The organism is Sporichthya polymorpha DSM 43042 (assembly GCF_000384115.1).
GTDB lineage: Bacteria > Actinomycetota > Actinomycetes > Sporichthyales > Sporichthyaceae > Sporichthya > Sporichthya polymorpha.
This window is the reverse complement of the sequence record NZ_KB913029.1, coordinates 1,447,882-1,471,605: the sequence shown is the minus strand read 5'-3', so window position 1 is coordinate 1,471,605 and position 23,724 is coordinate 1,447,882. Positions and strand designations below refer to the sequence as shown.

Genomic DNA, 23,724 nt, shown 5'->3' with positions numbered 1-23,724 from the left:
TTCGAGCTTATTTCGCTCCGCCGCTCCTGGCGCGGGGACGGCAGGCGAGGACCGCGAGTGCGCCGAGGAACGTCAGCGCCGTGGTCACGAGCACGACGACGTTCCAGCCGTCCATGATCGCGTCGGGGCCGTCGCCCTGCGCCGCGACGATCGTGGCGACGATCGAGACCCCGACCGACGACCCGACGTACCGCGCGGTGTTGTTCGCCCCGCTGCCGAGGGACCCGCGGCCGTGGGGCACAGCGGTGACGGCCTCCCGCCCGAGGGCGGAGTTGGCGATGCCGGAGCCGATGCCGGCCAGCGCGAGCCCGGCCACCATCAGCCACGGGTTCGTGCCGGCGTCGACGCCGTAGAGCGAGAGCATCCCGACGCCGGTCACGACGAGTCCACCGGCCAGGTGCGCGCGCCCCGAGAACGCCGCGAAGTGACGCGGCACCAACAGGGCTGTCGCGATGCTCGCCGCCGCCCACACCGCGATCAGCGCGGCCCCGACGATCGGCTCGTCGCCCATGCCCCGCTGCGACATCGTGCACAAGTAGGACAGCAGCGAGATCACGCCGAGGCCGGTCGCCACCGCGGCCGTCGTGACCGCCTGGAAGCGCGGGTTGCGGAACAGCCCCATCGGGAGCATCGGGGCCCGCTGCCGGATCTCCACGAGGACGAACAGCGCCAGCAGCACCACCCCGCCGCCGGTCAGCAGGAGCGTCGGGGCGTCGCCCCACCCGCTGCGGCCGCGGACGAGCCCGCCGATCAGCGCCCCCACGCCGAGGCCGAGCAGCGCCATCCCGGGCAGGTCGATCGGCTTGTGCTCGTCGGCCTTCGACTCGACGAGCAGCGGCCCGGCCGCGACGGCGAGCACGAGTGCCAGGACGCCGCTGAACGCGAAGGCGGCGTGCCAGCCGATCGTGGAGTCGAAGGTCGCGCCGAGCAGCGGCCCGGACCCGATCCCGGCGCCGAGCGCCGCGCCCCAGATCCCGCTGGCGCGGGCCCGCTGCGGGCCCTCGGGGAAGGCGTGCGCGATCAGCCCGAGGCTGCACGCCATGATCGCCGAGCCGCCCGCGCCTTGGGCGAGCGCGCCGGCGAGGTAGACGCCCGGGTTCGGGGCGAACGCGCACACCGCGCTCGCGACGGCGAGCACGTACGCGCCACCGATCAGCACCCGCTTGCGCCCGTAGTCGTCGCCGAGCGCCCCGGCCGAGATCAGCGTCGTCGCCATCCCGAGGCTGACGGCGGCCAGCAGCCAGGTCTGCGTCCCCGTCCCGGCGTCCAGGCCGGCCGCGATCGAGGGCATGATCCCGAGCGGGACGGTGTAGACGACGAGCGCGAGGAACGTCCCCGCCACCGCGACCGCGAGCGTGCGGCGCTGCTCGACCTCCCGCGGCACCGCCACCGGTGCCGCGAGCGCGTGCTCCACCGCCGTCGTCACGTTCATGCTCCCCATCGCCCGCAGTGATGCCCGACCGAGCGGTCGGTCATGCCCATTGAGCATGACTCGAGTTGCGGGGGTGCTGCAGGTCAGTTGCAGTCGGTCCGGTCGTCGCCCGTCGGGAGCGCCAGCTTGGAGACCAGGGTGTACGTGCCCGGCTCGGTGACGTCGACGCTGGTCCAGGGCCCGCGCTCGCGGACGCAGCCGGTCTCGCCGCCCGCCCCGGTGAGTGCGAGCAGCGGCGACCAGCGGATCTGCAGGTGGACCGGCCCGGCCTGCGGGGCGAGGAAGGTGATCTCGGAGGCGTCCATCTCCACGATCGACGCTCCCCGGACCAGCGGCGCGGCGTCGGCGACCCGGAACAGCTGCCAGGAGGAGTTGCTCCACACCGGGGTCAGGTAGGGCAGCCCGGAGCGGACCAGGTCCGCCTCGGCGCGCGCGGCGTAGTCGAGCGAGCCCTCGCTCGGCAGTGCGACCCAGCGGACCGCGAGCTCGTGCAGCCAGGTCCGATAGGTGTCGGCGGTCAACGTGCCGTCGTAGAAGAGCGGGTTCGCGGCCCGGTCCGCCTGCCGGTCCCAGCCGCGGGCGATCGGGACGGTCGGCGCGACGTACGCCGCCGACCAGTGCGACGCCGGGTCGATGATCTCCAGCCGCTGCCCGACCGCCGCCGGCCCGGCGGCCTCCGCCTGCCGGCGAAGTTCCTCGACCAGCGGCGCGTAGTACGTGGGGCTCGCGGCCGGGCTGCTGGCCTTGGCGAGTTCGAGGGAGAGGTCGACGCTCGGCCAGAGCAGCGCCCCGACCGTCAGCAGCGCGACGCCGGTCCGGCGCAGCGCGGCGCGGCCGACGGCGATCGTCCCGGTCGCGACGACGATCGGGCCGGCCGTGAGCCAGACCAGGCGCATCATGTTCGTCCCGACAGCGGTCGGGACCACCGCGAACGCGACGACGGCCAGGCCGAACAGCAGCGCGCCCACGCGCACCGCGCGGTCCTGGCAGACGGCGAGCACGCCGCCGATCGCGCACAACGCCATCGCGACGTGCCACCAGGGGAACGCCATCGGGCCGCTGTTGCGGAAGACCACGGCGAGGGTCAGGGCCACGGTGATCAGGGCCGCGGAGATCCCGATCGCGGCCCGGCGCCGGGAGGTGTCGACGATCGCGACGGTGACGGCGATGAGCCCGAGCCACAGCCCCGCGAGCGGGCTGAGCAGGCAGGCCGCGACGCCGGCGGCGGCGGCCCACCAGGCCCGGTGGCGGCGCAGCAGCGCGGCGGCGATGACCGCCGCGGCGAAGCCGAGCGCGAAGGTGACGCGGCCGCCGAGCACGTTGAGCAGGACGCCGACGCCGAAGACGGCCGACGCCGCGCGGGGCCGCCGGGTGCCTTCGAAGAGCACCGGGGCGGCGGCGCAGGCGGCGACGCCCGCCAGCGCGGCGGAGAGCCCGACGCCGATCTTCGCCATGACGAACGGGCTGAAGACCGAGTAGCTCGGCTGGATGACGCCGCCGAACCAGCCGGTCCACCACAGGTAGGCACCGTCCTTCGCGGCCTCGGCCCGCGCGGTCTGCGCGGCGAGGTCGGGGACGTTCGGCGGGTCGAGCAGGTAGAGCCCGAACAGACCGACCGCGAGCAGCACGAAGCCGGCTCGCCAGGCGGTCTCGTCCCGGGTGGGGGCGCTGGGTGAGACACCGGCGAGCTGGACGGGGGTCCGAGCAGCTGTCACCTGTGTCCCGTCTTCCGCCTGGCGCCGGTCGCGGGACCGGCGCAACCTCCTGCTGGCCAGCTACCCTGCGCCCGGCAAATCTATCGACTGCGGAGGCGTGCCGCCGCCGTCCCGGGGGAAGGTCACATGGCTCGTGAGCGAATTCCCGCCGACGTCCGGGGATCAGGTGGCCTCCAGTGACCGCTGGGACGCAAGCGGCCGATGAGGCCGCGGCCCGGGCCGGCGCCGAGCGCCTCCTCGCTGCGCACTGGGACTCCGACCGCGGCCACACCTACCCGCACCGCAAGACCTATCCGCACCAGTGGCTCTGGGACTCCTGCTTCGCGGCCGTCGCCTGGGTCGCGATCGACCGCCCCGACCGCGGCCTGCGCGAGCTGACCAACGCGCTCTCCGGCCAGCTCGGCGACGGCTTCGTCCCGCACATGCGCTACGCCGGGCCGAGCAAGGGCCGCGGACCGCGCAGCGACGTCTCCTCGTTCACCCAGCCGCCGATCTTCGCCTACACCGCGCGGGTGCTCTCCGCGCACGTCGAGGTGCCCGCGGACGTGCTGACCCGGGTCGAGCGTGGCCTCGGCTGGCTGTGGGAGAAGCGGCGCACCGCGGACGGGCTGATCTTCCTCACGCACCCGTGGGAGTCCGGCGCCGACGACTCACCCCGCTGGGACAGCTGGGCCGCCGCTTTCCTCCACGCGTCCGACTGGAGCCGGTTGAAGTGGCGGCGCTGGCGCTGGTCGGCGCTCGACCGGCACCTCGTCGAACAGGCCGAGTTCGACACCGAGGGCGTCTCGGTCGGGTCGAAGTCGTTCCTCTGTGCCCCCGCCGCGTTCAACGCGATCTGCGCCCACGCCGCCGCGGAGTACGCGGCCGTCACCGGGGACGCGGGCTGGGCGGCGCGGTCGGCCGAGCTCGTAGAGGTGATGGATCGTCAGATGTGGAACGAGGACACCGGCCTGTGGTCCGACGTCGCCGTCGTCGGCGGCGGGCCGAGCGTCCACGTCCCAACGCTCGACGGTGTCCTCGGGGCGCTGGTGACCACCGACGAGGCCAAGGCGACACGGGCGCTGGACCAGCTCGCGGACGACCGCCGCTTCGCCGCCCCGTACGGGCTGAACTTCGTCGCCCGCGAGGCCCGCAGCTACCACCCCGACCAGTACTGGCGGGGCAGCGCCTGGATGCAGATGAACTACCTCGCCCGCCTCGCCGCCCTCCGTTGGGACCGCGCCGACCTGGTCGCCGCGATCCGGGAGATGTCGATCCGCGGCGCCCTCCGCAGCGGCTACGCCGAGCACTGGAACCCCCAGACCGGCAAGGGCCGCGGCGCGATCCCCCTCACCTGGTCCGCCCTCGTCGCGGCGATGTAGCCGACGCGCATCCCCGGGGTACGCGCGAAAGAGGCACGTCGTGAAGAAAGGGTGACACCCCTTACTGCGCAGTAAGGGGTGTCACCCTTTCTTGACAGCGACAGGCGTCAGTACCCGTCAGCAGGCGTCAGCAGCCGTCAGCAGCGGCGGGGCTTCGGGTCGGCGCCGGGGCCGGGGGAGCAGCGGTCGGGGCTGGGGCCGCCGTTGAGGGAGTCGCTGCCCTGATTGCCGTAGAGCTTGTCGCGGCCGGAGCTGCCGACGAGGGTGTCGTTCCCGTTGCCGCCGACGAGGACGTCGCGGCCCTTCGCGCCGTAGAGCTGATCGTTGCCGGGGCCGCCGCACAGGATGTCGTCCCCGCCGCGGCCGCGGATAACGTCGTTGCCCGGGCCGCCGAAGAAGATCTCCTTCTTCGAGGTCCCGTTCAGGCGATCGTTGCCGCGGGTGCCGAAGACCGCGAAGTACCCGGCGGGGATGCCGGCGCCGGGCTTGCAGGCGCGCGGGCCGGCGGGCGTCGCCTTGGCGCTCCCGCAGACGTAGTTGTGGTCGAGGCTGTTGGCGACGTACTGCGTCAGGGAGGTCGGGTTGCCGGTGAAGGTCAGCGAGCAGCGCGACGCGGCGTTCTTCGCCGTCGCGCCGGCGACCCAGACCGGAGCGGACTCCATCGAGTGCTGCGCGGTGAACCGGCCCGCCCACTCGCTGCGGTAGTTCGCGGCCGTCGTGCGGGTGAAGCCACCGGTGATCTCCGGCCAGTGCTTCAGGGTCGAGTACAGCCCGACCTGCGAGACGCCGTTCGCGCGCAGGTGGTCGAACATCCCCTGCAGCGCGGCGGTGTTGGCGACGCCGTTGCCGTCCCAGCTGTTGGCCTTCTCGACGTCCAGCCACCAGGTCGTCTTCTTCGTGACGCCGGCGGCGGTCGCGACCGACAGCGCCGACTCGGCCGCGCGGCGGCCGTAGATGTACGCGCACCCGGCGTCCGACGCGGAGGAGGACGTGACACAGCGGGCGCCACCCTCCCTGGCACCGGACTTCGGCCAGTAGGTGCTCTTGCTCCCCGGGTTGCCGGTGTTGACGTAGACCATCGCCGGGTACGGCAGGCTCTTCGCCCAGGAGTACTGCTCGGCGAGGCACGGGTTCTTCGAGAACGTCCGGCCACCGTTCACACCGACGATGCCGAACGCGCCGACCGGCAGCCGCTTGCCGCACTGCGGGTACGAGACGTCGTGCCCGATCGAGCCCGCGGGCGCGAACCGCGGGGCCGCGTCCGCCGCGCCGACCCAGCTGAAGGTGCCGAGAGCGACGCCGAGCGCAAGCAGCACCCGCACCGCGCGCATGAAACCCCTCCCGCACACAACTCGCCCGCCCCGGACCGATGACTTACCCCGGTCGCCGCCGTCTACGCGTAACTCGGGGACAAGCAGACGGCAATGGCACTCGACAACGCAAATCCTGACCTGCTTGCGACCACGACGTCGCGGCGGGTGCGCGCGGATCAGGCGGGACGGGACGCGATCCTCGTCGCCGCCCGGATCGGGCCGGCGGTCCTGAATACTGGAGCCCGGGACCTCGAGGACGAGGAGACGTCGTGGGGCACTGGTCGATCCTGTCGAGCCTGGACCAGATGGAGGGCCGCACCTACGTGGTGCCGAGGCCGTTCCGTGAGGCGATCAGCGCCACGGGGTACGCGCTGCAGGAGCCGGGCCGTGTCCTCGTCGAGTGGTCCCCGGAGGGCGGCTACGTCGCCCGCACGATCAAGCACACGCCCGGCTGGGCGTTCCTGATCCCCATCCTGCTGCCGTTCGTCCGCCGCACGAAAACCGCGCGACTGGAGTTCGCCGAAGTCGAGGGCGGGACGGCGGTCACCATCCACGGCGCCGTCGACACCAAGGCCGCGATGCGGCTGCGGGCCTTCACCACCGGCGTTCCCGTGCCGGCCTGACGACGCGTCAGGGCCGGCGGCCTCAGAACTCCTGGAACAGCATCAGCGCGCCGATCCCGATCACCAGCGTCAGGGCGACGTTCTTCGTCCGCCAGGCGACGAGGGCGGCGAGCAGTCCGGCGGCGAGGCGGGGCTGGAACAGGTCGATCTCCCCGTGGGGCCGGACCAGGGCGGGGATCACCAGCGCGGCGAGCGCCGCCGGCGGGATCTGACGCAGGATGCGCTGCGCCCACGGCGGGACCTCGCTCAACCGGTGAGCGAGTGCCAGGAACGACGCGCGCATGGCGAACGTCCCGATGCCGGCGAGCACGATGGCCGCCCAGGTGCGGCTCATCCGAGGTCCTCCAGCGGCTCGGGCGGACCGCTCGGGGCGCGGCGGTGCAGGACGATCTCGGTGACGACGCCCCCGATGATTCCGGCGACGGCCCCGCACACGATCGAGAGCGAGCCGGCGCCCAGCTCCAGCGTCGCGACCGTCGCGGCGCCCCCGACCACGGCGGACACCGCGGCCGGCCGTGAGTTGATCGCAGGAATCAGCAGGACGAGGAAGACCAGCGGCACGGCGAAGTCGAGCGGGAGCTCGTCGGGCAGGGTCTCGCCGAGCAGCGCGCCGGCCAGGGTGGCGAGCTGCCAGGCCGACCACAGCAGCAGCCCACCGCCGATGAAGAACCACGCGCGGCCCTTCGGGTCGCCCTTGCCCTCGGCCCATCGGGTGACGCAGAGCGCGTAGTTCTGGTCGACCATCAGGTAGGACGCGCCCAGCCGTTTTCGGAACGACTCGTGGGCGAGGTACGGCGCGAGCGAGGCGGAGTACAACAGCATCCGCAGGTTGATCGTCCACGCGACGACGGCAGCGAGCAGCGCCGAGCCGTCCCGGGACAGCACGTCGATCGCGGCGAGCTGCGAGGCCCCCGCGAACAGGATGATCGAGAACCCGAGCGCGGCCTCCCAGTCCATCCCGACCGCGGCCGGCGTCGTGCCGGCGACGAGCCCGAACGGGATGACGCCGATGAGCATCGGGGCCATCGCCGCCGCCCCGGCACGCATCTCCGCTCTCGCGCCCCCCACGGTCTGCACCGTACGTTGGGCCCCGACGGCCCCGTGAGGAAGGTGACGGCATGCGCTACCAGCTCGGTTCCGACGAGATTCCGCAGGCGTGGTTCAACGTGGCTCCCCACCTGCCGGAGCCGCTGGCGCCGCCGCTGCACCCCGGCACCGGGGAGCCCGTCGGGCCGGACGACCTGGCCCCGCTGTTCCCGATGGCGCTGATCGGCCAGGAGGTCTCGGCCGAGGAGTGGATCCCGATCCCGGCGGAGGTGCTCGACGTCCTGTCGCTGTGGCGGCCCACCCCGTTGGTGCGCGCGACCCGGCTCGAGCAGGCCCTCGGCACCCCGGCCCGGATCTACTACAAGGACGAGTCGGTCTCCCCGGCCGGTTCGCACAAGCCGAACACGGCCGTTCCGCAGGTGTTCTACAACAAGGCCGAGGGCATCTCCCGGATCGCGACCGAGACCGGCGCGGGTCAGTGGGGGAGCGCGGTGTCGTTCGCCTCACAGCTCTACGGGCTCGAGTGCCAGGTCTACATGGTCGCCGCCTCGTACCGGCAGAAGCCGTACCGCCGCGTGATGATGGAGACCTGGGGCGGCCAGGTCGTCCCGTCGCCGTCGAACCTGACCGAGTTCGGTCGCCAGCTGCTCAAGGAGAACCCCGAGCACACCGGCTCGCTCGGCATCGCGATCTCCGAGGCGGTCGAGGACGCCGTCGGGCGCGCCGACACCCACTACGCGCTCGGTTCGGTGCTCAACCACGTCCTGCTGCACCAGACGGTCATCGGGCTCGAGGCCAAGCGGCAGCTGGCCGAGGCCGGCGAGGGACTCCCGGACGTCGTCATCGGCTCGTGCGGGGGCGGATCCAACCTCGGCGGCATCGCGCTGCCGTTCGTTCCCGACCGCAACGAGGGTGTCCGTCTGGTCGCGGTCGAGCCCGCCTCGTGCCCCACGCTGACCAAGGGCACCTATGAGTACGACTTCGGCGACGTCGCGGGCATGACCCCGAAGCTGCTCATGCACACCCTCGGCCACGACTTCATCCCGCCGCCCATCCATGCCGGTGGCCTGCGGTACCACGGGGACTCGCCGATCATCTCCAACCTCGTCCACGCCGGGTGGATGGAGGCCGTCGCCTACCCGCAGGGCAAGGTCTTCGAGGCCGCGGTGCAGTTCGCCCGGACGCAGGGCTCGATCCCGGCTCCAGAGACCTCGCACGCCATCCGCGCGGTGATCGACGAGGCCCTCGCGGCCAGGGAGTCCGGCGAGGAGAAGGTCATCCTCTTCAGCTACTCCGGCCACGGCCTGCTCGACCTCGCGGCCTACGACGACTACCTCAACGGCCGGCTGATCGACGCATGACGACACGTCAGGTCTGAGACGGCCGCCGCCGTGCCGCCCGTGCGGCGAAGGCATCCAACGCGTCGAGCACTTCGCGTGCCTGCCACATCCGGTTGCGCGCGTACCCGGTGAATTCCGTCAGGACGCCCGCTTCGACCAGCGGCTTGACGGGGCGCATGACGTTGGCTGGGTTCAGGCTGAGCTCCCGCGAGACGACACCGGCGTCGATCACAGGCTGACGAAGGAGCAGGTCGGCCAGCCGCCAGGCCGCGGAGTCCCGGCGGGCGTTGATGAGCGAGTTCCATCCCTCGCGTATGGCGCGGAGGTCGTCGACCAGTCGACGCCCGTTGTCGATGGCGGCGAACGAAGCGTGTGCCAGGGCGGTGGTGATCGGCGCGGGATCACCGTCGCGGTACGCGGTCAACGCTGCAAAATAGCCCGCAGTGTCCATCAGCAGGCCGGCCGAGACCGGGACGGTCACGGAGCGGGTCAACCCGTGACCACGGAGCATCGCGTGGATCAGGGCCCGACCGGTTCGCCCGTTCCCGTCGGTGAAGGGATGGATGGTCTCGAACTGCGCATGCGTGATCGCGACCTGCGTCAGCAACGGCAGGTCGGCGCGCCTCGCGAACCGCACGAGGTCGTCGATCAGCGCGGCCACCTGCGAGTGGTGCGGCGGGACGAAGTCCGCCTGGTGAGGGCTGTACGCGTCCCCACCGATCCACACCTGCTCGGTGCGCCATTTGCCGGCGGCGTTCTGGTCGACCGGGGTGAGCAGCGCCGAATGCATCGCCAGGATCGCGTCGGCGTCGAGCTGATCTGCGAGTCGGAGGGCGGCTCGCATCGCCGCGACGTTGCCGACGATCTCGGAGGCGTTGCGCTTGCCGCGGCTGCCCATCTCGGCCAACAGAATCGCCTTGGCTCCGGACGTCAGATTCTCGATTCGCGACGATGACGTCGACTCCGAGCGGAGGAGCATCGAGGAGAACGGCGCCAACTCTCCGCCGACCTCGGAGTCGAAGCGGGCGATCGCCGCCGTGGCATCAGAGACCAACGCCTCCAGCGAGGAAGGCAGTCGGGGACTTCGGTCGGCGATGGGTGGAACGATCGCGGCCCGATATGGACGTCCAGCCCGCTCCCGCATCGACCTGGAGATGAGCTCTGGCGAGATCGTCGGTGTCCAGGTGAGCTCTTCGAAAGTCAGCGCCGGCCATGCCGGATGGGCGGCAGGTGACGGCATGGCCCCATCTTACAATCACTTAGACGCAAAAGCGATGGTAAGAGTCAGAGTTGCGATCGTTTGGTTGTGCGGGAACGCCGGGCGGGAGGGACCGCCCGGGGCTTCGGGGCGACGGGGAGCTCGCGGTTGAGAACGCGGCGGGCGTCGGCGACGTCGGCAGTGGCGATCAGCCGGACGAAGACGCCGTCGACGGTCACGAGCAGGTGCGCGAGCATCGCCTCGACCTGCGTCGGTGTGGTGCCGGGCACCGCGGCGGACTGGAGCGAGGCGCGCCAGAGATCGGTCCAGCGCGAGTACATCGACACCGCCAGCGCCGGGGCGTTGCGGCGGGCCCACAGCAGCAGCTCGTACTGCGCGGCGGCGAGGTTGAGGTCCCGCGTGATCCAGTCGAACGCGGTCCGGGCGAGGGTGCGGGCCGCCGCGTCGATCCCGCTGCCGGGTTCGACGACGTCGATGCCCTCGGTGAGCAAGTCGGTCATCCAGTGCTCGTAGACCGCGGCGAACAGCGCCTGCTTGTCCTCGAACGCGTAGTGGATCAGGCCGAGCGGGACGCCGGCCTCCTCGGCGATCGCGCGGGTGGTCGCCCCCTCGAGGCCGTCGCGGACGATCACGGTGGCCGCCGCGGTCGCGATGCGGTGCCGGCGTTCCTCGCTGGTCATGCGCGCCATGGCTGCCTCTTGTCCGATCGCACCGAACGCCCGTAGGTTCTGGTCACCTGACCAAATGCTACGACCTCGGGAGCGCTCGTGTCCGCACCGCAGAGCGCCCCGCCGTCGGCCGGGCGCCGGGAATGGCTCGCGCTCATCGTCCTCGTCATCCCGGCGCTGATCGTCGGCATCGACATGACGGTCCTTCACCTGGCCGTGCCGCAAATGTCGGAGGACCTGGAGCCGACCAGCTCCGAGCTGCTCTGGATCGTCGACTCCTACGGCTTCATGGTCGCCGGCTTCCTCATCACGATGGGGACCATCGGTGACCGGATGGGCCGGCGGCGGCTGTGGCTGATCGGCACCGCCCTGTTCTGTGCGCTGTCCGTGGTGGCGTTCCTGGTCGAGACCGCCGAGGCGCTGATCGTCGTGCGCGCCTTGCTCGGCATCGCGGGCGCGGCGCTGTCGCCGTCGACGGTGTCGCTCATCCGCACGTTGTTCGCCGACGAGAAGCAGCGGCTGGTCGCGATCTCGGTCTGGGCCGTCGCGTGGTTCGGGGGCATGGCGCTCGGCCCGGTCGTGGGTGGCGGGGTCATCGAGTGGCTCGATTGGCAGTGGGTGTTCCTGATCGCCGTGCCGTTCATGGTCCCGGCGCTGATTCTCGGCCCGATCCTGCTGCCGGAGGCCAAGGACACCGAGGCCGGCCGGATCGACCTCGTCTCCGTCGCGCTCTCGATCCTCGGCGTCATCAGCGTCATCTGGGGCCTGAAGCACATCGCGGAGGAGGGCGTCGACGGTCAGGCGATCGGCGCGATCCTGCTCGGCCTCGCGCTCGTCGCCCTGTTCATCCGGCGGCAGACGCATCTGAAGGACCCGCTGCTCGACCTCGCCCTGCTGAAGAACCCGCGCGTCAGTGCGGCGCTGAGCACGCAGACGATCATCGTGCTCGCGCTGGGCGGGACGCAGTTCTTCATCGGCCAGCACCTGCAACTCGTGATGGGGTACTCGGCGCTGGAGACCGGCGCCTGGCTGCTGATCCCGACGCTCGCAGGCATCGTCGCGACGATGATCGGGCCCGAGCTCGCGAAGAAGGTCCACCCCGCGCATCTCATCGGTGGTGGGTGCGCGGTCGCCGCGCTCGGGATGGCGCTGCTGATGAGTGTCTACAGCGACCGGCTGTCCGTGGTGCTGATCGGTTACGGCCTGCTCTGGATCGGGTCCGGGCCGATGTTCGCGCTCTGTGCCGACCTCATCGTCGGCTCCGCGCCGGAGGAGCGCGCGGGGGGCGCCGGCGCGCTGTCCGAGACCGGCAACGAGTTCGGCTTCGCGCTCGGCATCGGTCTCGTCGGGACCGCGGGTATCGCCCTGTACCGGCGTCAGATCGACATGCCCGCCGGGATGACGGAGGAGCAGGAGGATGCGGCCCGCGACAACCTCGGCAGTGCGATGAACACCGCCGCCGAGCTGCCGGCCGACGTCGGCGCCCAGCTGCTCGAGAGTGGTCGGCAGGCGTTCACCGACGGCCTCGCCCTGTCAGCGGGCCTGGGCGCGGCGCTGTGCCTGATCGGCGCCGTGCTCGGGACCGCGCTGCTGAGCTCGGTCAACCTCGCGGGCCACGCCCACGGCGGCTCGGGTCCCGACGAGGGCTCAGGTCCCGTAGAGGGTGTGCCAGATGATCGCGACGAGGCTGGAGTAGATGCGGTCGAGCTGGGAGGCGCTCGCGTCGGAGGTGAGCTGGACGATGCCGCGCTCGACCATCCACGTGAGCCAGCCGGCGGTCTCCATGGGGTGTAGGTCCGGGCGGACCGAGCCGGCCTGCTGACCCGCGCGGATGTGCTCGGCCAAGCCGCGCTGCGCGAGGGCGTAGACCTCACCGAAGTGGTCGCGGGCGCGCTTGTCGTAGGTGGAGACCTCGAGGACCGCGGAGAGCAGTTGTGTGTGCGGGAGGTAGGCGTCGAACGTCGTCCGCACCGCCGCGGCGACCTGCTCGCGTGAGGCGCCGGGCGGCAGCCCCCAGATGTTCTGCGCCTCGGCGATGATCTCGGCCATCGCGCGGTCGCCCAGGGCGACGATCAGGTCGACCTTGTCGTCGAAGTACCGGTAGAAGGTCGAGCGCGACATCTCGCCGGCCTCGATGATCTGCTCGACGCTCAGGTCCAGGTAGCTGTCCTGCTCGCGCAGCAGCCCCTCCACCACGCCCAGCATCCGGGCGACGACCTTGTCGTGCCGCCGCGCGCGGCGAGCTTCGAGCACCGCCGGATCGACGCGGCGCGGCTCGGACTCGGGGCTCGCCATGGCTTCCAGCGTACGGAGGGTCCCAGGCGATTGACACGCCCAGTCTGAAATGAAACAGTGAGTCCGATTTTGCAGTCAACTTTCAGAAGAAGGCGGTTCGCATGATCGCGGCGATCCCGCAGCACCCGACCGACGAGATGCCCCTGACGCCGGAGATCCTGTTCACGATCTTCCTCGGCATCCCGGTCGTGCTCCTGCTGGCGTACGGGCTGCGGCACGTGGTCAAGCACCGGCAGCCGCTGCTGCTCGTGTGCCTGCTCGGCGGGCTCATCGCGTGCATCTGGGAGCCGATCGTCGACACGATGGGCCTCTGCTACATCAAGTTCGGCGCGGCCACGCACACGTACACGCTGATGGACCGTGAGATGCCGCTGTTCATCCCGTTCGTCTACACCTGGTACGTCGGCGGTCTCGCCTACATCGCCTACCGGCTGTACTCCGCCGGCATTACCAAGCGCGGGATGTTCGCGCTCTACCTCACCGACGTCTTCGTCAACATCTTCCTGGAGAGCCCGGGCGTCCTCATGGGCGCGTACAAGTACTACGGCCCGCAGCCGCTGGACTTCTGGGGTCTGCCGCTGTGGTGGACGCTGATGAACCCGCTGATGCCGATGCTCGCCGGTGCGGTCATCTACAAGCTCAAGCCGCATCTGACGGGGTGGCGGATCCTCGGCGTCGTCCCGATCATCCCGATGGCCGACGGGGTCGTGAACGCCGGCATCGGCTGGCCGATGTGGATCACCCTCAACCAGGACGGCATGAACCGCTTCGGCACCCACATCGCCGCCGCGGTCACCTTCTCCCTCGCTCTGTACGTGGTCTGGATGCTCTCCCTCCTCGTCGCCAAGCCCGAGGACCAGGTCCGCGACATCTCCCGCGGCCAGCTCCTCAAGGAGGCCATGGAGGGCGACGAGCCCGAGACCGCCGCCGCCGGTGCACCGGTCCGTACGCCCGAGACCGTGGGCGCGATGTCCTGACCGCGCCGAGAACAACCGCGGAGACACATCCAGCCGCGACCGGCGACGGTCGCGGTGGGCCGCGTGCGGGCGGGGGTGCCCGCGCGGTGCGGGGACCCTCAGGCGGTGCGGTGGCGGCGACGCTCACCGGTGCTGCGGAAGGGATGCCCCAAGGCAGAGAGCCAGGCTCGTACCCGGTCGAGTGCGCGGCCGAGGACCGACCGGCGCTCCCGGTCGTTGAGACGGCCGATGGCCTCCTCCAGGTTGAACAAGGCGTCGATCTGCGCGTCACGCGGAGCGCCGAACGTCGTGAATGCCAGGTAGGTGTGCGCCATCCGAAGAACGTCCCGCCGCTCGGGGCCGGTCTCCTCCAGCAGCTTCGTGACCGCGACCTCGATCGGCTTGTGGTCCAGCGAGTCGTTCACGGCTTCCCAAGCGAGGGCGTAGCCGCTCTCGACGATCGCCCAGGGGCTCTCCTGCCCGAAGACGGTCGGGGGACGGTGCTCCGGCGTGATGCGCCGAGCTGTGGGCTGGGTCTGTTTGTGCTTGACCAACGTGGCGGTCATCGCTTCCTCCCTGCCTAGTGCCAACGTCTGTACTCGATAGAACGGGCTCGTCGCGCAGCGTATTCCCGCCCAGCGCGCGATCTGACGATCAGTCAGTTGAGTGCGGCCAGGGTCAACGCAGACTCGTCCGGGGCAGGGGTCACGGGCGAGGTGACCGGAGAGGACCGGGGTCCTGACCGTGGGGGTCACGCGGACGCGCCCCGGTTGACCCCCTCTGCGGATGCCGACAAATCGCGCATCGTCGCAGGTCAGGGCGGGTTCGGGGAGGGCCTGACCCGCAGTCAACACCCGCCGCGCCAGGTCGGGGGTATCCACGCTTCCTGCGCCCCGCGCCGCTCGCGCACCGTGTTCCACACCACAAGCCCCTGTCCGGACTCGCCGCGGCCCTCGGTCGCGCGGGATCGACCGGCCCGTCGCCGCCCCTCGGCCGACGTGCGTCGGCGTAGTTGGTGAGAGGAACAATCGATGATTGCGACAACAGGCGGACGCCGACGCTTGCGAGGGCGTCTCGGCGTCGCCGCCCTGGTTCTCGGGGTGTTCGCCGCCGGCTCGGGTTGCGGGTCGCAGGCCTCCGACGCGGAGATCGCGGAAGCCCTGCGCGGCCCGGCCCTCGCGGCGGGAACCGGCGCGGTGGCCGCCGCGCCGGGCACCACGACCACGACCACCACGGGGACCGAGGCGGGCGCCGCGGGTGCCGCCTCGCTGCCCGGCCAGGCGCCGGCCGACGGGGCCGGTCCGAGTGCGGCCGTCCCCGGTCAGAGCGGATCGGCGTCGACCGCCTCCGCCGGTTCCGGCGGTCCCGGCAAGGCCGCCGCGGGCACCGCCGGTGCCGCCGGGGCGAAGGCTCCCGGCGTCGCCAACAAGTCCCCGATCAAGATCGGCACGCTCGGCCCGTACTCGGGAGTGCTGGGAGCGCTGTGCGCGCCGGCCGCCGCCGCGCTGCGGACGTGGGTGTCGTGGAAGAACGCGAACGGTGGCGTCAACGGCCACCCGATCGAGCTGATCGTCGGCGACGACAACGCCGACCCGACGACCGGTATGACGCTGGCCAAGCGGATGGTCGAGCAGGACAAGATTCTCGCCATCGTCGGCGACGTCATCATCCTGAATTACGACCAGATTCAGGAGTACATGGAGTCGAAGAACATCCCCATGATCGGCTCGATGGGGACGCTCCAATCGATGTTCACGGCTCCCAACCAGTTCACGGTCTCGTCCTACGCCGGTGACGCGATGGACGCCGTGATGAGCCGATGGGTGAAGGAAGGCGCCGACAAACTCGGCATCGCCTACTGCCTCGAGGTCAGCATCATCTGCTCGGCCCTGAGCGAGGACATGAAGAAGACCTCGATCGGCAAGAACATCGTCGGCACCTATCAGGTCTCGCTCGTCGCGCCCAGTTACACGAGTGTCTGCCTGCAGATGAAACAGGCCGGTGTCCAAGGCGCGGCCATGTTCATGGACACCGCCGGCGCCGCCCGGTTGGTCAAGGACTGCGCGACCCAGGGCTTCACGCCGAAGTGGACGATCCTAGGCCTCGACGCGACGCCCGAGTACCCCGGCATCCCGGCGCTCAAGGACGTCGTGATCCCGGGCGCCACCTTCCCGCCGGTGGATCTCGGTAAGCCCGCGATCAAGGAGTACCTGCAGGGCATGGCGGCCTACGCGCCGGGCGTCGGCTACAGCGGCATGGGCAGCTACGCCTGGTCCGCGGGTCAGATGTTCGCCCACGCGGGCCGCAGCTTCTCGGACAACCCGACGTCGCAGGAGTTGTTCGAGTCGCTCTGGAAGGTCCGCAACGAGGACCTCGGCGGTCTGATCGGGCCGGTCTCCTACGTCAAGGGCAAGGGCACGATCACCAAGCCCTGCACCTTCATCTGGGGCGTGGACAACGGCAAGTTCACCGCACCCAACGGGCTGAAGCAGACCTGCTCGTCCAGCTCGGTGCTCCCGAACCAGTGACCGAAGGCCCCGGGGGCGGGCGGCACCGCCCGCCCTCGGAGCCGCACCCCTTCGAACCCAGGAGTAACCGTGGGGACCAATGACGTTGTGAGCTGGATCCGCGTCCAGTGGGACCGCGCCGGTGCGTGGACCTGCCTGGTGGCGGGGGCGATCACCCTGCTCGTGGGGTGGGTCGGAGTCAGCAACACGGCCTACACCGCCAAGCAACTGCCATACCTGGCGGGGGCCGGCCTCGGTGGGCTCTTCCTGATCGCCACCGCCGGCATCCTGTGGCTGTCCGCGGACCTGCGCGACGAGTGGCACAAGCTCGACCGCATCGAACAGGCCATCCGCGAGTGCGGGACCGCGGGCCTGGAGCAGGCCACGCGCCGCAGTGCCGCCGCGACCGCCCCGCTGGACGTCACCAACGGCCGTCCGACGGACGAGCGGGCCCGGGCCGTGGCCGGGAGCCCCTCGTGAACGCGACGCGTCTGGGGCTCGGGCCGCCGGCGCCCTGGACGCGCGCGGCGGCGATCCGGACGGCGCTGCTGGTGGTGCTCGGCTGCGCGGTCTGGGCCATCGGCTGGTACCGGGTCGCCGACGAGGGCGCCTTCGACTCCCAGATCGCCCCCTTCAACCTCGCCGTCCTCGGCCTCGCCCTCGTCTGCGCGAGCTACGTGCTGTGGTTCGTCGGCGGTCGGCGCGCGGTGGACACCCGCCGCCGCGTCCTGCTCGGCGACGACGCGCGGCTGACCGCGCGTGAGGCGACTGAGGCCGGTGTGGGTCCGGACCTGTTCGTGGGGGCCGAACGCCTCTACCACCGGCCGGAGTGCCCGATGACGCAGGGCCGGAGCTGGGTCGCGACCTCGCGCGCCGACCAGCTCGAGGCCGGCCGTGAGCCGTGCGGGTGGTGCGAGCCGTGAACGCGACGCTGACCACCCTGAAGACCGAGGGCCTGACCTCCACGGTCCGCAAGCTCGGCTACACCGGTTGGTGGATCGCCGGTACGGTCCTCTGCGTCCTGCTGGGCGCCCCGATCGTCGCCGCGCGGAATCTGGAACCGTACGTGCTCACCGGGATCTCCGACGGCGCGATCTACTCCCTGGCGGCCCTCGGGCTGGTCCTGACCTTCAAGACGTCGGGGATCTTCAACTTCGCCATCGGCGCCCAGGCCGCCGCGTCGGCCTACGTCTTCTACTCCTTCCGCATGGACGCCGGCCTGCCCTGGCCGATCGCTTTCGTCCTGGCCCTGGTCCTCGTCGGGCTCGGTGGCGCCTTCCTCCTCGAGCGCATGGCCTTCTGGCTCGAAGAGGCGCCGGCGATCATGAAGGTCGTCGCCACGATCGGTCTGATCGTGCTGCTGCAGTCCCTGCTCACCGGCATCTACGGCACGCCCACGCTGCAGTTCCCGCCGTTCCTGTCGCAGAAGCAGGTCGACATCGGCGGAACCACGGTCCTGGCGTCCCAGATTCTCGTCACCGTCCTCGCACTCGCCGCCACCATCGCGCTGTCGCTGTTCTTCCGTCGCAGCCGCGTCGGCGCCGCCATGCAGGCCCTGGTGGACGACCCGGAGCTGCTGGCCTCGCAGGGCACGAGCCCGGCCACGATCCGCCGCTACGCCTGGGCGATCGGCTCCTGCTTCGTGTCGATGTCGGGCATGCTGATCGCCCCGGTGCTCGGTATCGACATCAACCTGATGCTGCTGCTGTACATCACCGCGTTCGGCGCAGCCGCGCTCGGTGCCTTCGACAACCTGCCGGTCACCTTCATCGCGGCGATCGGGATCGGCATCGCGACCAACGTGCTCTCGATCGAGCTCGCCGCCGTGGACAGCAGCTTCGTGAACCGCCTGTACACGCAGGTGCCGTTCATCGCGCTGGTTGCGGCGCTGCTGTTCGTGCCCAAGGCGCGCCTGATCGAACGGGGCGGGAAGCGGGTGCGCAAGCTGCCCCCGATCGCGCAGTTCTCACCCCGCGTCACCGTCGTTCTCGCGGTCGCCACGACCGTCGGGTTCCTCGCTGTGCCGCATCTGGTTCCCTCGGTGGACCTGAACCAGTTCACGGTCGGTGTCGGTTTCGCGGTCGTCCTGGTCTCGCTCGCGCTCCTGCTGTGGTCCTCAGGCCAGATCTCCCTGTGCCACATGGCATTCGCGGCCATCGGCGCCGCGGCGTTCTCCCACGCACAGCAGAGCGGCGTGCCGTGGCTGTGGTGCCTGCTGATCGCCGCGCTGGCCGCGCTGCCGGCGGGTGCGCTGGTGGCGATCCCGTCCTTCCGTCTCTCGGGCGTCTATCTCGCCGTCGCCACCTTCGCGTTCGGTCTGCTCGCGCAGAACCTGCTGTACCCGTCGGGCTGGATGTTCGGCCTCGACGACCACGAGCCGATCGTCCGGCCCGACCTGGGTCTGTTCGACACCCAGGACGACCAGGGCTTCTACTACCTGGCCCTCGCGATCGCCGGATTGATGGTCGCCCTCGTGCTCGGGGTCCGCCGGTCGCGCCTGGGGCGCATCCTGCAGGCGCTGGCCGACTCGCCCGCGGCGCTGGACGCCCACGGCGTGCGGACGAAGGTCACGCGAATGTCGGTGTTCTGCCTGTCCGCGGTCATCGCCGCGGTCGGCGGGGTGATCATCGGCGGCGCCAACTCCGGCGCCGGCGGCAACGCCTCCGGTCCGTTCGGGTACTTCAACTCCCTCGCGCTGATCACCGTCCTGGTGTTCTGCGGGCGGCGCCCGGTCCTCGGCCCGATCCTCGCCGCGTTCCTGTTCGCGGTCATCAAGATCTACCCGCCGATGGACTCGCAGTTTCTGACGGACTACCGCGGCGTCTTCTTCGGTCTGTTCGCCCTCGCGGTGGCGCTCTGGCCGGGGATCCGTATGCCGGCGCTGCCGCAGCGGGGTGCCCAGCGGGCGAACCGCTCGCCGGCCGCCACCCGCTGGGAGGAGTCCCGGACCGCGGCGCGTACGCCGGACGCGGGCTCGGAGACCGACGGAGGAAAGGTCCTGGTGGGAACACGATGACCAGATCGCAGCACGCGCGGACGGCCATGCCGGACCTGCGCGTCGAAGAACTGACGGTCCGCTTCGGTGGCCTCACGGCCGTCGGGAACCTGTCGCTGCATGCCCGGGCGGGCACGATCACCGCCCTGATCGGGCCGAACGGCGCCGGGAAGACCACGACCTTCAACGCGTGCACCGGCGTCGTCAAGGCCTCGACGGGCCGGGTCTGGCTGGGCGAGCAGCGCCTGGACCGGATGCCCACGCCCGCGCGGGCCGCGGCGGGGCTGGGACGCACGTTCCAGCGCATGGAGCTCTTCGACTCCATGACGGTCGTTCAGAACGTCTCGATGGGTCCGGAAGCGGTGTTCTCCTCGCGGCGCCCGTGGGGTCAGTTCTTCGCGCCCTCCTCCGAACGTCGCGAGATCGCCCGGCGCGCCCGGGAGGCGATCTCCCGGTGCGGGCTGGAGAACGTCGCCACCCGGCGCGTGCGTGACCTGTCCACCGGGCAACGCCGCCTCGTGGAGCTGGCCCGGGCCATCGCGAGCCCGTTCCGGTTCCTGCTCCTCGACGAGCCGTCCTCGGGCCTGGACGTGCACGAGACCGAGGAGTTCGGTGCGGTCCTGACCCGGCACGTGGCCGAGACCGGTATCGGCGTGCTGCTCGTCGAACACGACATGGCGCTGATCGCCGACGTCAGCACGGACGTCTACGTCCTGGACTTCGGCCGGCGGATCTGGTCCGGACCGACGTCGGAGGCCATGACCTCCGAGGTCGTGCGCGCGGCCTATCTCGGTGGCGAGGTCGCGGAGGAGGTGCTCGCCGATGCTTGAGCTGCAGAACGTCTCCGCCGGCTACGACACCGGACTGGTGCTGCGCAACGTCACCCTCAAGGTGCCGACCGGGTCCGTCGTCGCCCTGCTCGGGGCCAACGGTGCCGGCAAGACCACCCTCCTGCGCACGGCGTCCGGGCAGTTGCGGCCGACCGCGGGCCGGGTGGTGCTCGACGGCGCCGACCTGACCGGCAAACCCTCCGAGCGGTTCGCCCGGCACGGCCTGTGTCACGTCCCCGAGGGGCGCGGGGTGTTCCCCTCGCTCAGCGTGGCCGACAACATCCGGCTGCAGGCCCCGCGCGGGGTCGACCGGCGCACCGCTTTGGACATCGCGGTCACCGCGTTCCCGCGCCTCGGCGAGCGGCTCGACCAGCGTGCGGGCACCATGTCCGGCGGCGAGCAGCAGATGCTCGCGATCGCCCGCGCCTACGTCGCCAACCCGAAGGTCGTCCTCCTCGACGAGGTCTCGATGGGTCTCGCGCCCAAGATCGTCGAGGAGATCTTCGACCGCCTCCGGCACCTCGCGAGCACCGGCCTGGCGCTGCTCATCGTCGAGCAGTACGTCGCGCAGGCCCTCGACCTCGCCGACTACGTCTACATCCTCGACCGGGGCCGCCTGAGCTACGTCGGCGAACCCACCGAAATCAGCGAAGAAACCATCGCGCACTCATACCTCGGAGGCCTCGCATCATGACCTTCCACCTTTGCGGCCACGGCCCCTTCAGGCGCATCCGACTCCGCCGGGCCACCGGCCTGGCGACCGCGGCCGTGCTGGCCACCGGCGCCGGTGCCCTCGCACTGGGGGGTACGGCGAACGCCGCCGCTCCCAACGTCTACAACCTCACCGCCGAGGCCGTCGCGCTCGACTCCACGACCAACGACCCGGGCATCCCGCTCGGCATCCCGTTCGTGGTCGGCACCTACGGCGCCGCCTCGCGGCTGACCAGCAACGGCGAGAGCGTCGCCGACGCCGGTGCCCCGTACTCGCCGTTGATCTACTCGCTGCCCAGCACCGGCAACGGCATCGCGTCCAGCAGCTTCGGGTTCGGTTTCCCGACCGTTCCCACCTTCCCGGGCTACGTCGTGGCCAAGGACCCCGTCGCTCCCAGCGCGGCCCAGAACGCCGGTGGATACGACATCACCGCGACCGCGGAGCCGGGCTCGTCCACCGGCCGGGTCGGCCTGGGTGGCCAGGCGGCGACGTCGAAGGAGAACAACCTCTTCGCCCACGCCACGACCACGGCCGGCGAGGACGGGGTGCTCTCCTCGGCCGCGGCCGGGGCGCACGCCCTGACCTTCGACGGCATCATCGACATCGCCAACGTCTCGACCCGGGCCACCCTCACCGACGACGGGCTCGGCAATGCCGTCCCCACGGTGAGCACCGACCTCGGCACGATCACCTTCACGGGTCTGCACTCCGGACTGACCAGCGCTGGGCTCGGCGCGCTCGGCACCGAGCCGACTCCGATTACGACTGAGAACCTCGACGCGATCAACGCCGCGCTCGAACCGGCGGGCATCAGCCTGTCGTACCTGCCGACGTCCTACACCTACACCGACTCGAGCACGAGTACCGGCCCGACGCCCGACTCGAAGAAGGAGGTCGCCGGTCTCACGTCCGGCGCGCTGCGGGTCGTCCTGACCAACACCTCGGACCGGGGCACCACGACCGAGACGCTGACCATCGGCCGCGTCCACCTGACCGCCGTCAGCAGCTCGGTCGGCGGCACGGCCGGGGGAGTCGGGACGCCCGCCGCGGCCTCGACCGCCAGCACGACGCCGGCGGCCGAGGCCGGCGTCGGCCTGACCGGGCCGGCCGCGGTGGCGCCGGGCATCGACCTGGCCGGCACCGCCGCCGGGGCCCTGCCGTCGGCGAGCCTGCTGGCCGGGGCCGGCTCCGCCGTCGCCGACGGGTTGCCGGTCCAGCAGTTCCTCCCGGCGACCGCCGCGTCGATCCTCCCCGAGGGAACCAGCGACCTCGGCAGCGCTTATCTCGCGCTCGCCGCCGTGGCCGTCGCCGCCGCCGTGGGGGCTCAGGCCGTACGGGTCTACGCCGGCCGGGGGCGCGGATGACCGAAGCCGTTCTCCCGACGTCAGCGCCGACGCCGGCTCAGCGTCCGCCCAACCACAGACCACAGTCCGTTCCCGCTAGCAGGAGGCACATCATGACCGCGACCATGGAACCGAAGACCCGTCAGGATCACCTCGAGCGCGCCCGCCGCGTCGCCGAGGTCGTCGAGATCGAAGCCAACGACATCGAGGACCAGGCCACCATCACCAAGCCCGTCTACGACGCGCTGGTGGAGGAGCGCCTGTTCTGGATGCTGGTGCCCGAGGAGCTCAACGGGGAGGGCCTGTCGCTGGTGCAGAGCCTCGAGGTGATCGAGGAGCTGTCCCGCGCCGACGGCTCGACCGGCTGGGCCTTCATGGCCAACAGCCTGAGCACCTCGCTCGCGGCCGGCTTCCTCGCCGACGACGGCGCCCGCGAGATCTTCGGGGACCGCGAGCTGCCGGGCATCACCGCCGGCATGATCCTGCCGACCGGGAAGGGCAAGCGCGTCGACGGCGGTTACCTGGTGACCGGCAACTACCAGTTCGCGAGCGGCTCGGCCCACGCCTCGTGGATCGGCGCCGGCTTCGTCGTTCACGATGCCGACGGCAACCCGGAGACCGGCGACGACGGCCAGCCGGTGGTCCGGACCGCCTTCGTCCCGCGGGACAAGGTGGAGTTCCGGGGCAACTGGAACGTCTGGGGCCTGGTCGGCACGGGGTCCTACGACTACGGCCTGACCGAGGTCTTCATCCCGGAGCGGCACGCCTTCAACACGTTCTCGACCACCCCGGTCCGGCCGGAGCCGGTCTACCGGTTCGGGCTCGTCGGCATCGGTGTCGGCGGCCACGCCCCGGTCGCGCTCGGCATCGCGCGCCGGGCGCTCGACGAGATCGTCATGGTCGCGACGGTGAAGGGTCGCCTCGGCTACCCGACCGTCGTCGGCGACTCCGACCTGTTCCGGCTGGAGTTCGCCAGGGCGGAGGCGCTGTACCGCGCCGCCCGGGCGTACGTCTACGAGGTCTACCGCGAGGCCGAGGACTGGATCAACGAGGGCAACGCCGTGACGGAGCTTCAGATGGCGCGGCTCCGCCAGGCGATCACCTGGGTCCAGGAGGTGGCCGCGACCGTGACGAACTTCGCGCACCGCTGGGGCGGCAGCCAGTCCTTCCGCAACCCGACCGCGCTCGGCCGCGCCACCCGCGACGCCGCGATCGCGACCCAGCACCTGCTCGTCGACCCGATGACGATGGTCGACGCCGCCGGTCCGATCATGACGACGTACGGCCAGGGGCGCGTCCGCTGATCCTCGCGGGGCCGGCTCCGTCGACGTACGGAGCGGCCCCGCCCCCACTCCTGCCCTCCGTGGT

At 71.2% G+C, this 23,724-nt stretch carries 21 protein-coding genes and 1 pseudogene; 13 read left to right on the top strand and 9 right to left on the bottom strand.

The window, feature by feature from the left end; translation table 11 throughout:
* Window positions 1–7: 7 nt before the first annotated feature.
* Together SPOPO_RS28245 and SPOPO_RS0107230 are read right to left on the bottom strand one after the other, a co-directional pair.
* Complete coding sequence (locus tag SPOPO_RS28245) at window positions 8–1,426, bottom strand: MFS transporter (RefSeq protein ID WP_169577169.1); 1,419 nt, start codon at window positions 1,424–1,426, stop codon at window positions 8–10.
* 89 nt (window positions 1,427–1,515) lie between these two features.
* A complete protein-coding gene (locus tag SPOPO_RS0107230; protein ID WP_156869661.1) occupies window positions 1,516–3,147 on the bottom strand; it encodes a hypothetical protein in 1,632 nt (543 codons plus the stop codon).
* A 176-nt stretch (window positions 3,148–3,323) separates the two neighbouring features.
* On the opposite strand from SPOPO_RS0107230, the gene SPOPO_RS28240 reads away from it, so the two are divergent.
* Entirely contained in the window at window positions 3,324–4,508 is a 1,185-nt protein-coding gene (locus SPOPO_RS28240) for an MGH1-like glycoside hydrolase domain-containing protein (RefSeq protein WP_019874122.1), read from the top strand.
* Between the two features lie 137 nt (window positions 4,509–4,645).
* Here the strand turns inward: SPOPO_RS28240 and SPOPO_RS32505 are convergent, their stop codons facing one another.
* The gene (locus tag SPOPO_RS32505; protein ID WP_019874121.1) at window positions 4,646–5,839 is read right to left on the bottom strand and encodes a hypothetical protein; all 1,194 of its coding nucleotides are present in this window, start codon (window positions 5,837–5,839) and stop codon (window positions 4,646–4,648) included.
* 251 nt (window positions 5,840–6,090) lie between these two features.
* On the opposite strand from SPOPO_RS32505, the gene SPOPO_RS0107215 reads away from it, so the two are divergent.
* Window positions 6,091–6,444 carry a hypothetical protein gene (locus SPOPO_RS0107215; protein WP_019874120.1) on the top strand — a complete coding sequence of 118 codons (354 nt, stop codon included), beginning with the start codon at window positions 6,091–6,093 and terminating at the stop codon, window positions 6,442–6,444.
* A 22-nt stretch (window positions 6,445–6,466) separates the two neighbouring features.
* Here the strand turns inward: SPOPO_RS0107215 and SPOPO_RS0107210 are convergent, their stop codons facing one another.
* Together SPOPO_RS0107210 and SPOPO_RS28230 are read right to left on the bottom strand one after the other, a co-directional pair.
* Window positions 6,467–6,778, bottom strand: a complete 312-nt coding sequence (locus SPOPO_RS0107210; RefSeq protein WP_019874119.1) for an AzlD domain-containing protein — start codon at window positions 6,776–6,778, stop codon at window positions 6,467–6,469.
* Window positions 6,775–7,512, bottom strand: a complete 738-nt coding sequence (locus tag SPOPO_RS28230) for an AzlC family ABC transporter permease (RefSeq protein WP_156869659.1) — start codon at window positions 7,510–7,512, stop codon at window positions 6,775–6,777. Before SPOPO_RS28230 ends, SPOPO_RS0107210 begins: the two co-directional genes overlap by 4 nt.
* Window positions 7,513–7,562: 50 nt before the next feature.
* Between SPOPO_RS28230 and SPOPO_RS0107200 the strand changes: the two genes are divergently transcribed.
* Window positions 7,563–8,852: a TrpB-like pyridoxal phosphate-dependent enzyme gene (locus tag SPOPO_RS0107200; protein WP_019874117.1), complete on the top strand. Its 1,290-nt coding sequence runs from the start codon at window positions 7,563–7,565 to the stop codon at window positions 8,850–8,852.
* 7 nt (window positions 8,853–8,859) lie between these two features.
* Here the strand turns inward: SPOPO_RS0107200 and SPOPO_RS0107195 are convergent, their stop codons facing one another.
* Both SPOPO_RS0107195 and SPOPO_RS0107190 read right to left on the bottom strand, forming a co-directional pair.
* On the bottom strand, window positions 8,860–10,071 hold the full coding sequence (locus tag SPOPO_RS0107195; protein ID WP_028984583.1) for a Fic family protein: 1,212 nt from the start codon (window positions 10,069–10,071) through the stop codon (window positions 8,860–8,862).
* Window positions 10,072–10,115: 44 nt separating this feature from the next.
* Window positions 10,116–10,739 carry a TetR/AcrR family transcriptional regulator gene (locus SPOPO_RS0107190; protein ID WP_019874115.1) on the bottom strand — a complete coding sequence of 208 codons (624 nt, stop codon included), beginning with the start codon at window positions 10,737–10,739 and terminating at the stop codon, window positions 10,116–10,118.
* A 78-nt stretch (window positions 10,740–10,817) separates the two neighbouring features.
* Here SPOPO_RS0107190 and SPOPO_RS35550 point away from each other — a divergent pair, with 78 nt between their 5' ends.
* Window positions 10,818–12,512: an MFS transporter gene (locus tag SPOPO_RS35550; protein ID WP_019874114.1), complete on the top strand. Its 1,695-nt coding sequence runs from the start codon at window positions 10,818–10,820 to the stop codon at window positions 12,510–12,512.
* Between the two features lie 279 nt (window positions 12,513–12,791).
* Here the strand turns inward: SPOPO_RS35550 and SPOPO_RS36135 are convergent.
* Window positions 12,792–12,923 (bottom strand): annotated as a pseudogene (locus SPOPO_RS36135) (TetR family transcriptional regulator); the annotation flags it as partial.
* Window positions 12,924–13,114: 191 nt separating this feature from the next.
* Here SPOPO_RS36135 and SPOPO_RS0107175 point away from each other — a divergent pair.
* Complete coding sequence (locus SPOPO_RS0107175) at window positions 13,115–13,990, top strand: hypothetical protein (RefSeq protein ID WP_019874112.1); 876 nt, start codon at window positions 13,115–13,117, stop codon at window positions 13,988–13,990.
* Between the two features lie 98 nt (window positions 13,991–14,088).
* On the opposite strand, the gene SPOPO_RS0107170 is transcribed toward SPOPO_RS0107175, so the two are convergent.
* Window positions 14,089–14,535, bottom strand: a complete 447-nt coding sequence (locus tag SPOPO_RS0107170; protein ID WP_019874111.1) for a hypothetical protein — start codon at window positions 14,533–14,535, stop codon at window positions 14,089–14,091.
* 495 nt (window positions 14,536–15,030) lie between these two features.
* Here SPOPO_RS0107170 and SPOPO_RS0107165 point away from each other — a divergent pair, with 495 nt between their 5' ends.
* The 8 genes from SPOPO_RS0107165 (at window position 15,031) to SPOPO_RS0107135 (ending at window position 23,660) form a co-directional block, all read left to right on the top strand.
* Entirely contained in the window at window positions 15,031–16,497 is a 1,467-nt protein-coding gene (locus SPOPO_RS0107165) for an ABC transporter substrate-binding protein (RefSeq protein ID WP_019874110.1), read from the top strand.
* Window positions 16,498–16,566: 69 nt separating this feature from the next.
* Entirely contained in the window at window positions 16,567–16,956 is a 390-nt protein-coding gene (locus tag SPOPO_RS0107160; RefSeq protein ID WP_245541699.1) for a hypothetical protein, read from the top strand.
* On the top strand, window positions 16,953–17,399 hold the full coding sequence (locus tag SPOPO_RS0107155) for a hypothetical protein (RefSeq protein WP_019874108.1): 447 nt from the start codon (window positions 16,953–16,955) through the stop codon (window positions 17,397–17,399). The genes SPOPO_RS0107160 and SPOPO_RS0107155 overlap by 4 nt, the downstream gene beginning before the upstream one ends.
* Window positions 17,396–19,492 (top strand): ABC transporter permease, encoded by a 2,097-nt coding sequence (locus SPOPO_RS31925; protein ID WP_169577168.1) that lies wholly within the window; start codon window positions 17,396–17,398, stop codon window positions 19,490–19,492. Before SPOPO_RS0107155 ends, SPOPO_RS31925 begins: the two co-directional genes overlap by 4 nt.
* Window positions 19,489–20,301 carry an ABC transporter ATP-binding protein gene (locus SPOPO_RS32500; RefSeq protein WP_051098299.1) on the top strand — a complete coding sequence of 271 codons (813 nt, stop codon included), beginning with the start codon at window positions 19,489–19,491 and terminating at the stop codon, window positions 20,299–20,301. Before SPOPO_RS31925 ends, SPOPO_RS32500 begins: the two co-directional genes overlap by 4 nt.
* The gene (locus SPOPO_RS0107145) at window positions 20,294–20,995 is read left to right on the top strand and encodes an ABC transporter ATP-binding protein (protein WP_019874107.1); all 702 of its coding nucleotides are present in this window, start codon (window positions 20,294–20,296) and stop codon (window positions 20,993–20,995) included. Before SPOPO_RS32500 ends, SPOPO_RS0107145 begins: the two co-directional genes overlap by 8 nt.
* On the top strand, window positions 20,992–22,377 hold the full coding sequence (locus tag SPOPO_RS0107140) for a hypothetical protein (protein ID WP_019874106.1): 1,386 nt from the start codon (window positions 20,992–20,994) through the stop codon (window positions 22,375–22,377). The genes SPOPO_RS0107145 and SPOPO_RS0107140 overlap by 4 nt, the downstream gene beginning before the upstream one ends.
* A 92-nt stretch (window positions 22,378–22,469) precedes the next feature.
* A complete protein-coding gene (locus SPOPO_RS0107135) occupies window positions 22,470–23,660 on the top strand; it encodes an acyl-CoA dehydrogenase family protein (RefSeq protein WP_019874105.1) in 1,191 nt (396 codons plus the stop codon).
* Window positions 23,661–23,724: the final 64 nt, after the last annotated feature.

What these genes read in the sequence shown, in the direction of transcription:
- SPOPO_RS0107175 (WP_019874112.1), top strand. Translation starts at nt 13,115, where the DNA reads ATGATCGCGGCGATCCCGCAGCACCCGACCGACGAGATGCCCCTGACG.
- SPOPO_RS0107145 (WP_019874107.1), top strand. Translation starts at nt 20,294, where the DNA reads ATGCTTGAGCTGCAGAACGTCTCCGCCGGCTACGACACCGGACTGGTG.
- SPOPO_RS0107135 (WP_019874105.1), top strand. Translation starts at nt 22,470, where the DNA reads ATGACCGCGACCATGGAACCGAAGACCCGTCAGGATCACCTCGAGCGC.
- SPOPO_RS32500 (WP_051098299.1), top strand. Translation starts at nt 19,489, where the DNA reads ATGACCAGATCGCAGCACGCGCGGACGGCCATGCCGGACCTGCGCGTC.
- SPOPO_RS0107190 (WP_019874115.1), bottom strand. Translation starts at nt 10,739, where the DNA reads ATGGCGCGCATGACCAGCGAGGAACGCCGGCACCGCATCGCGACCGCG.
- SPOPO_RS32505 (WP_019874121.1), bottom strand. Translation starts at nt 5,839, where the DNA reads ATGCGCGCGGTGCGGGTGCTGCTTGCGCTCGGCGTCGCTCTCGGCACC.
- SPOPO_RS0107210 (WP_019874119.1), bottom strand. Translation starts at nt 6,778, where the DNA reads ATGAGCCGCACCTGGGCGGCCATCGTGCTCGCCGGCATCGGGACGTTC.
- SPOPO_RS0107170 (WP_019874111.1), bottom strand. Translation starts at nt 14,535, where the DNA reads ATGACCGCCACGTTGGTCAAGCACAAACAGACCCAGCCCACAGCTCGG.
- SPOPO_RS0107140 (WP_019874106.1), top strand. Translation starts at nt 20,992, where the DNA reads ATGACCTTCCACCTTTGCGGCCACGGCCCCTTCAGGCGCATCCGACTC.
- SPOPO_RS0107200 (WP_019874117.1), top strand. Translation starts at nt 7,563, where the DNA reads ATGCGCTACCAGCTCGGTTCCGACGAGATTCCGCAGGCGTGGTTCAAC.
- SPOPO_RS0107195 (WP_028984583.1), bottom strand. Translation starts at nt 10,071, where the DNA reads ATGCCGTCACCTGCCGCCCATCCGGCATGGCCGGCGCTGACTTTCGAA.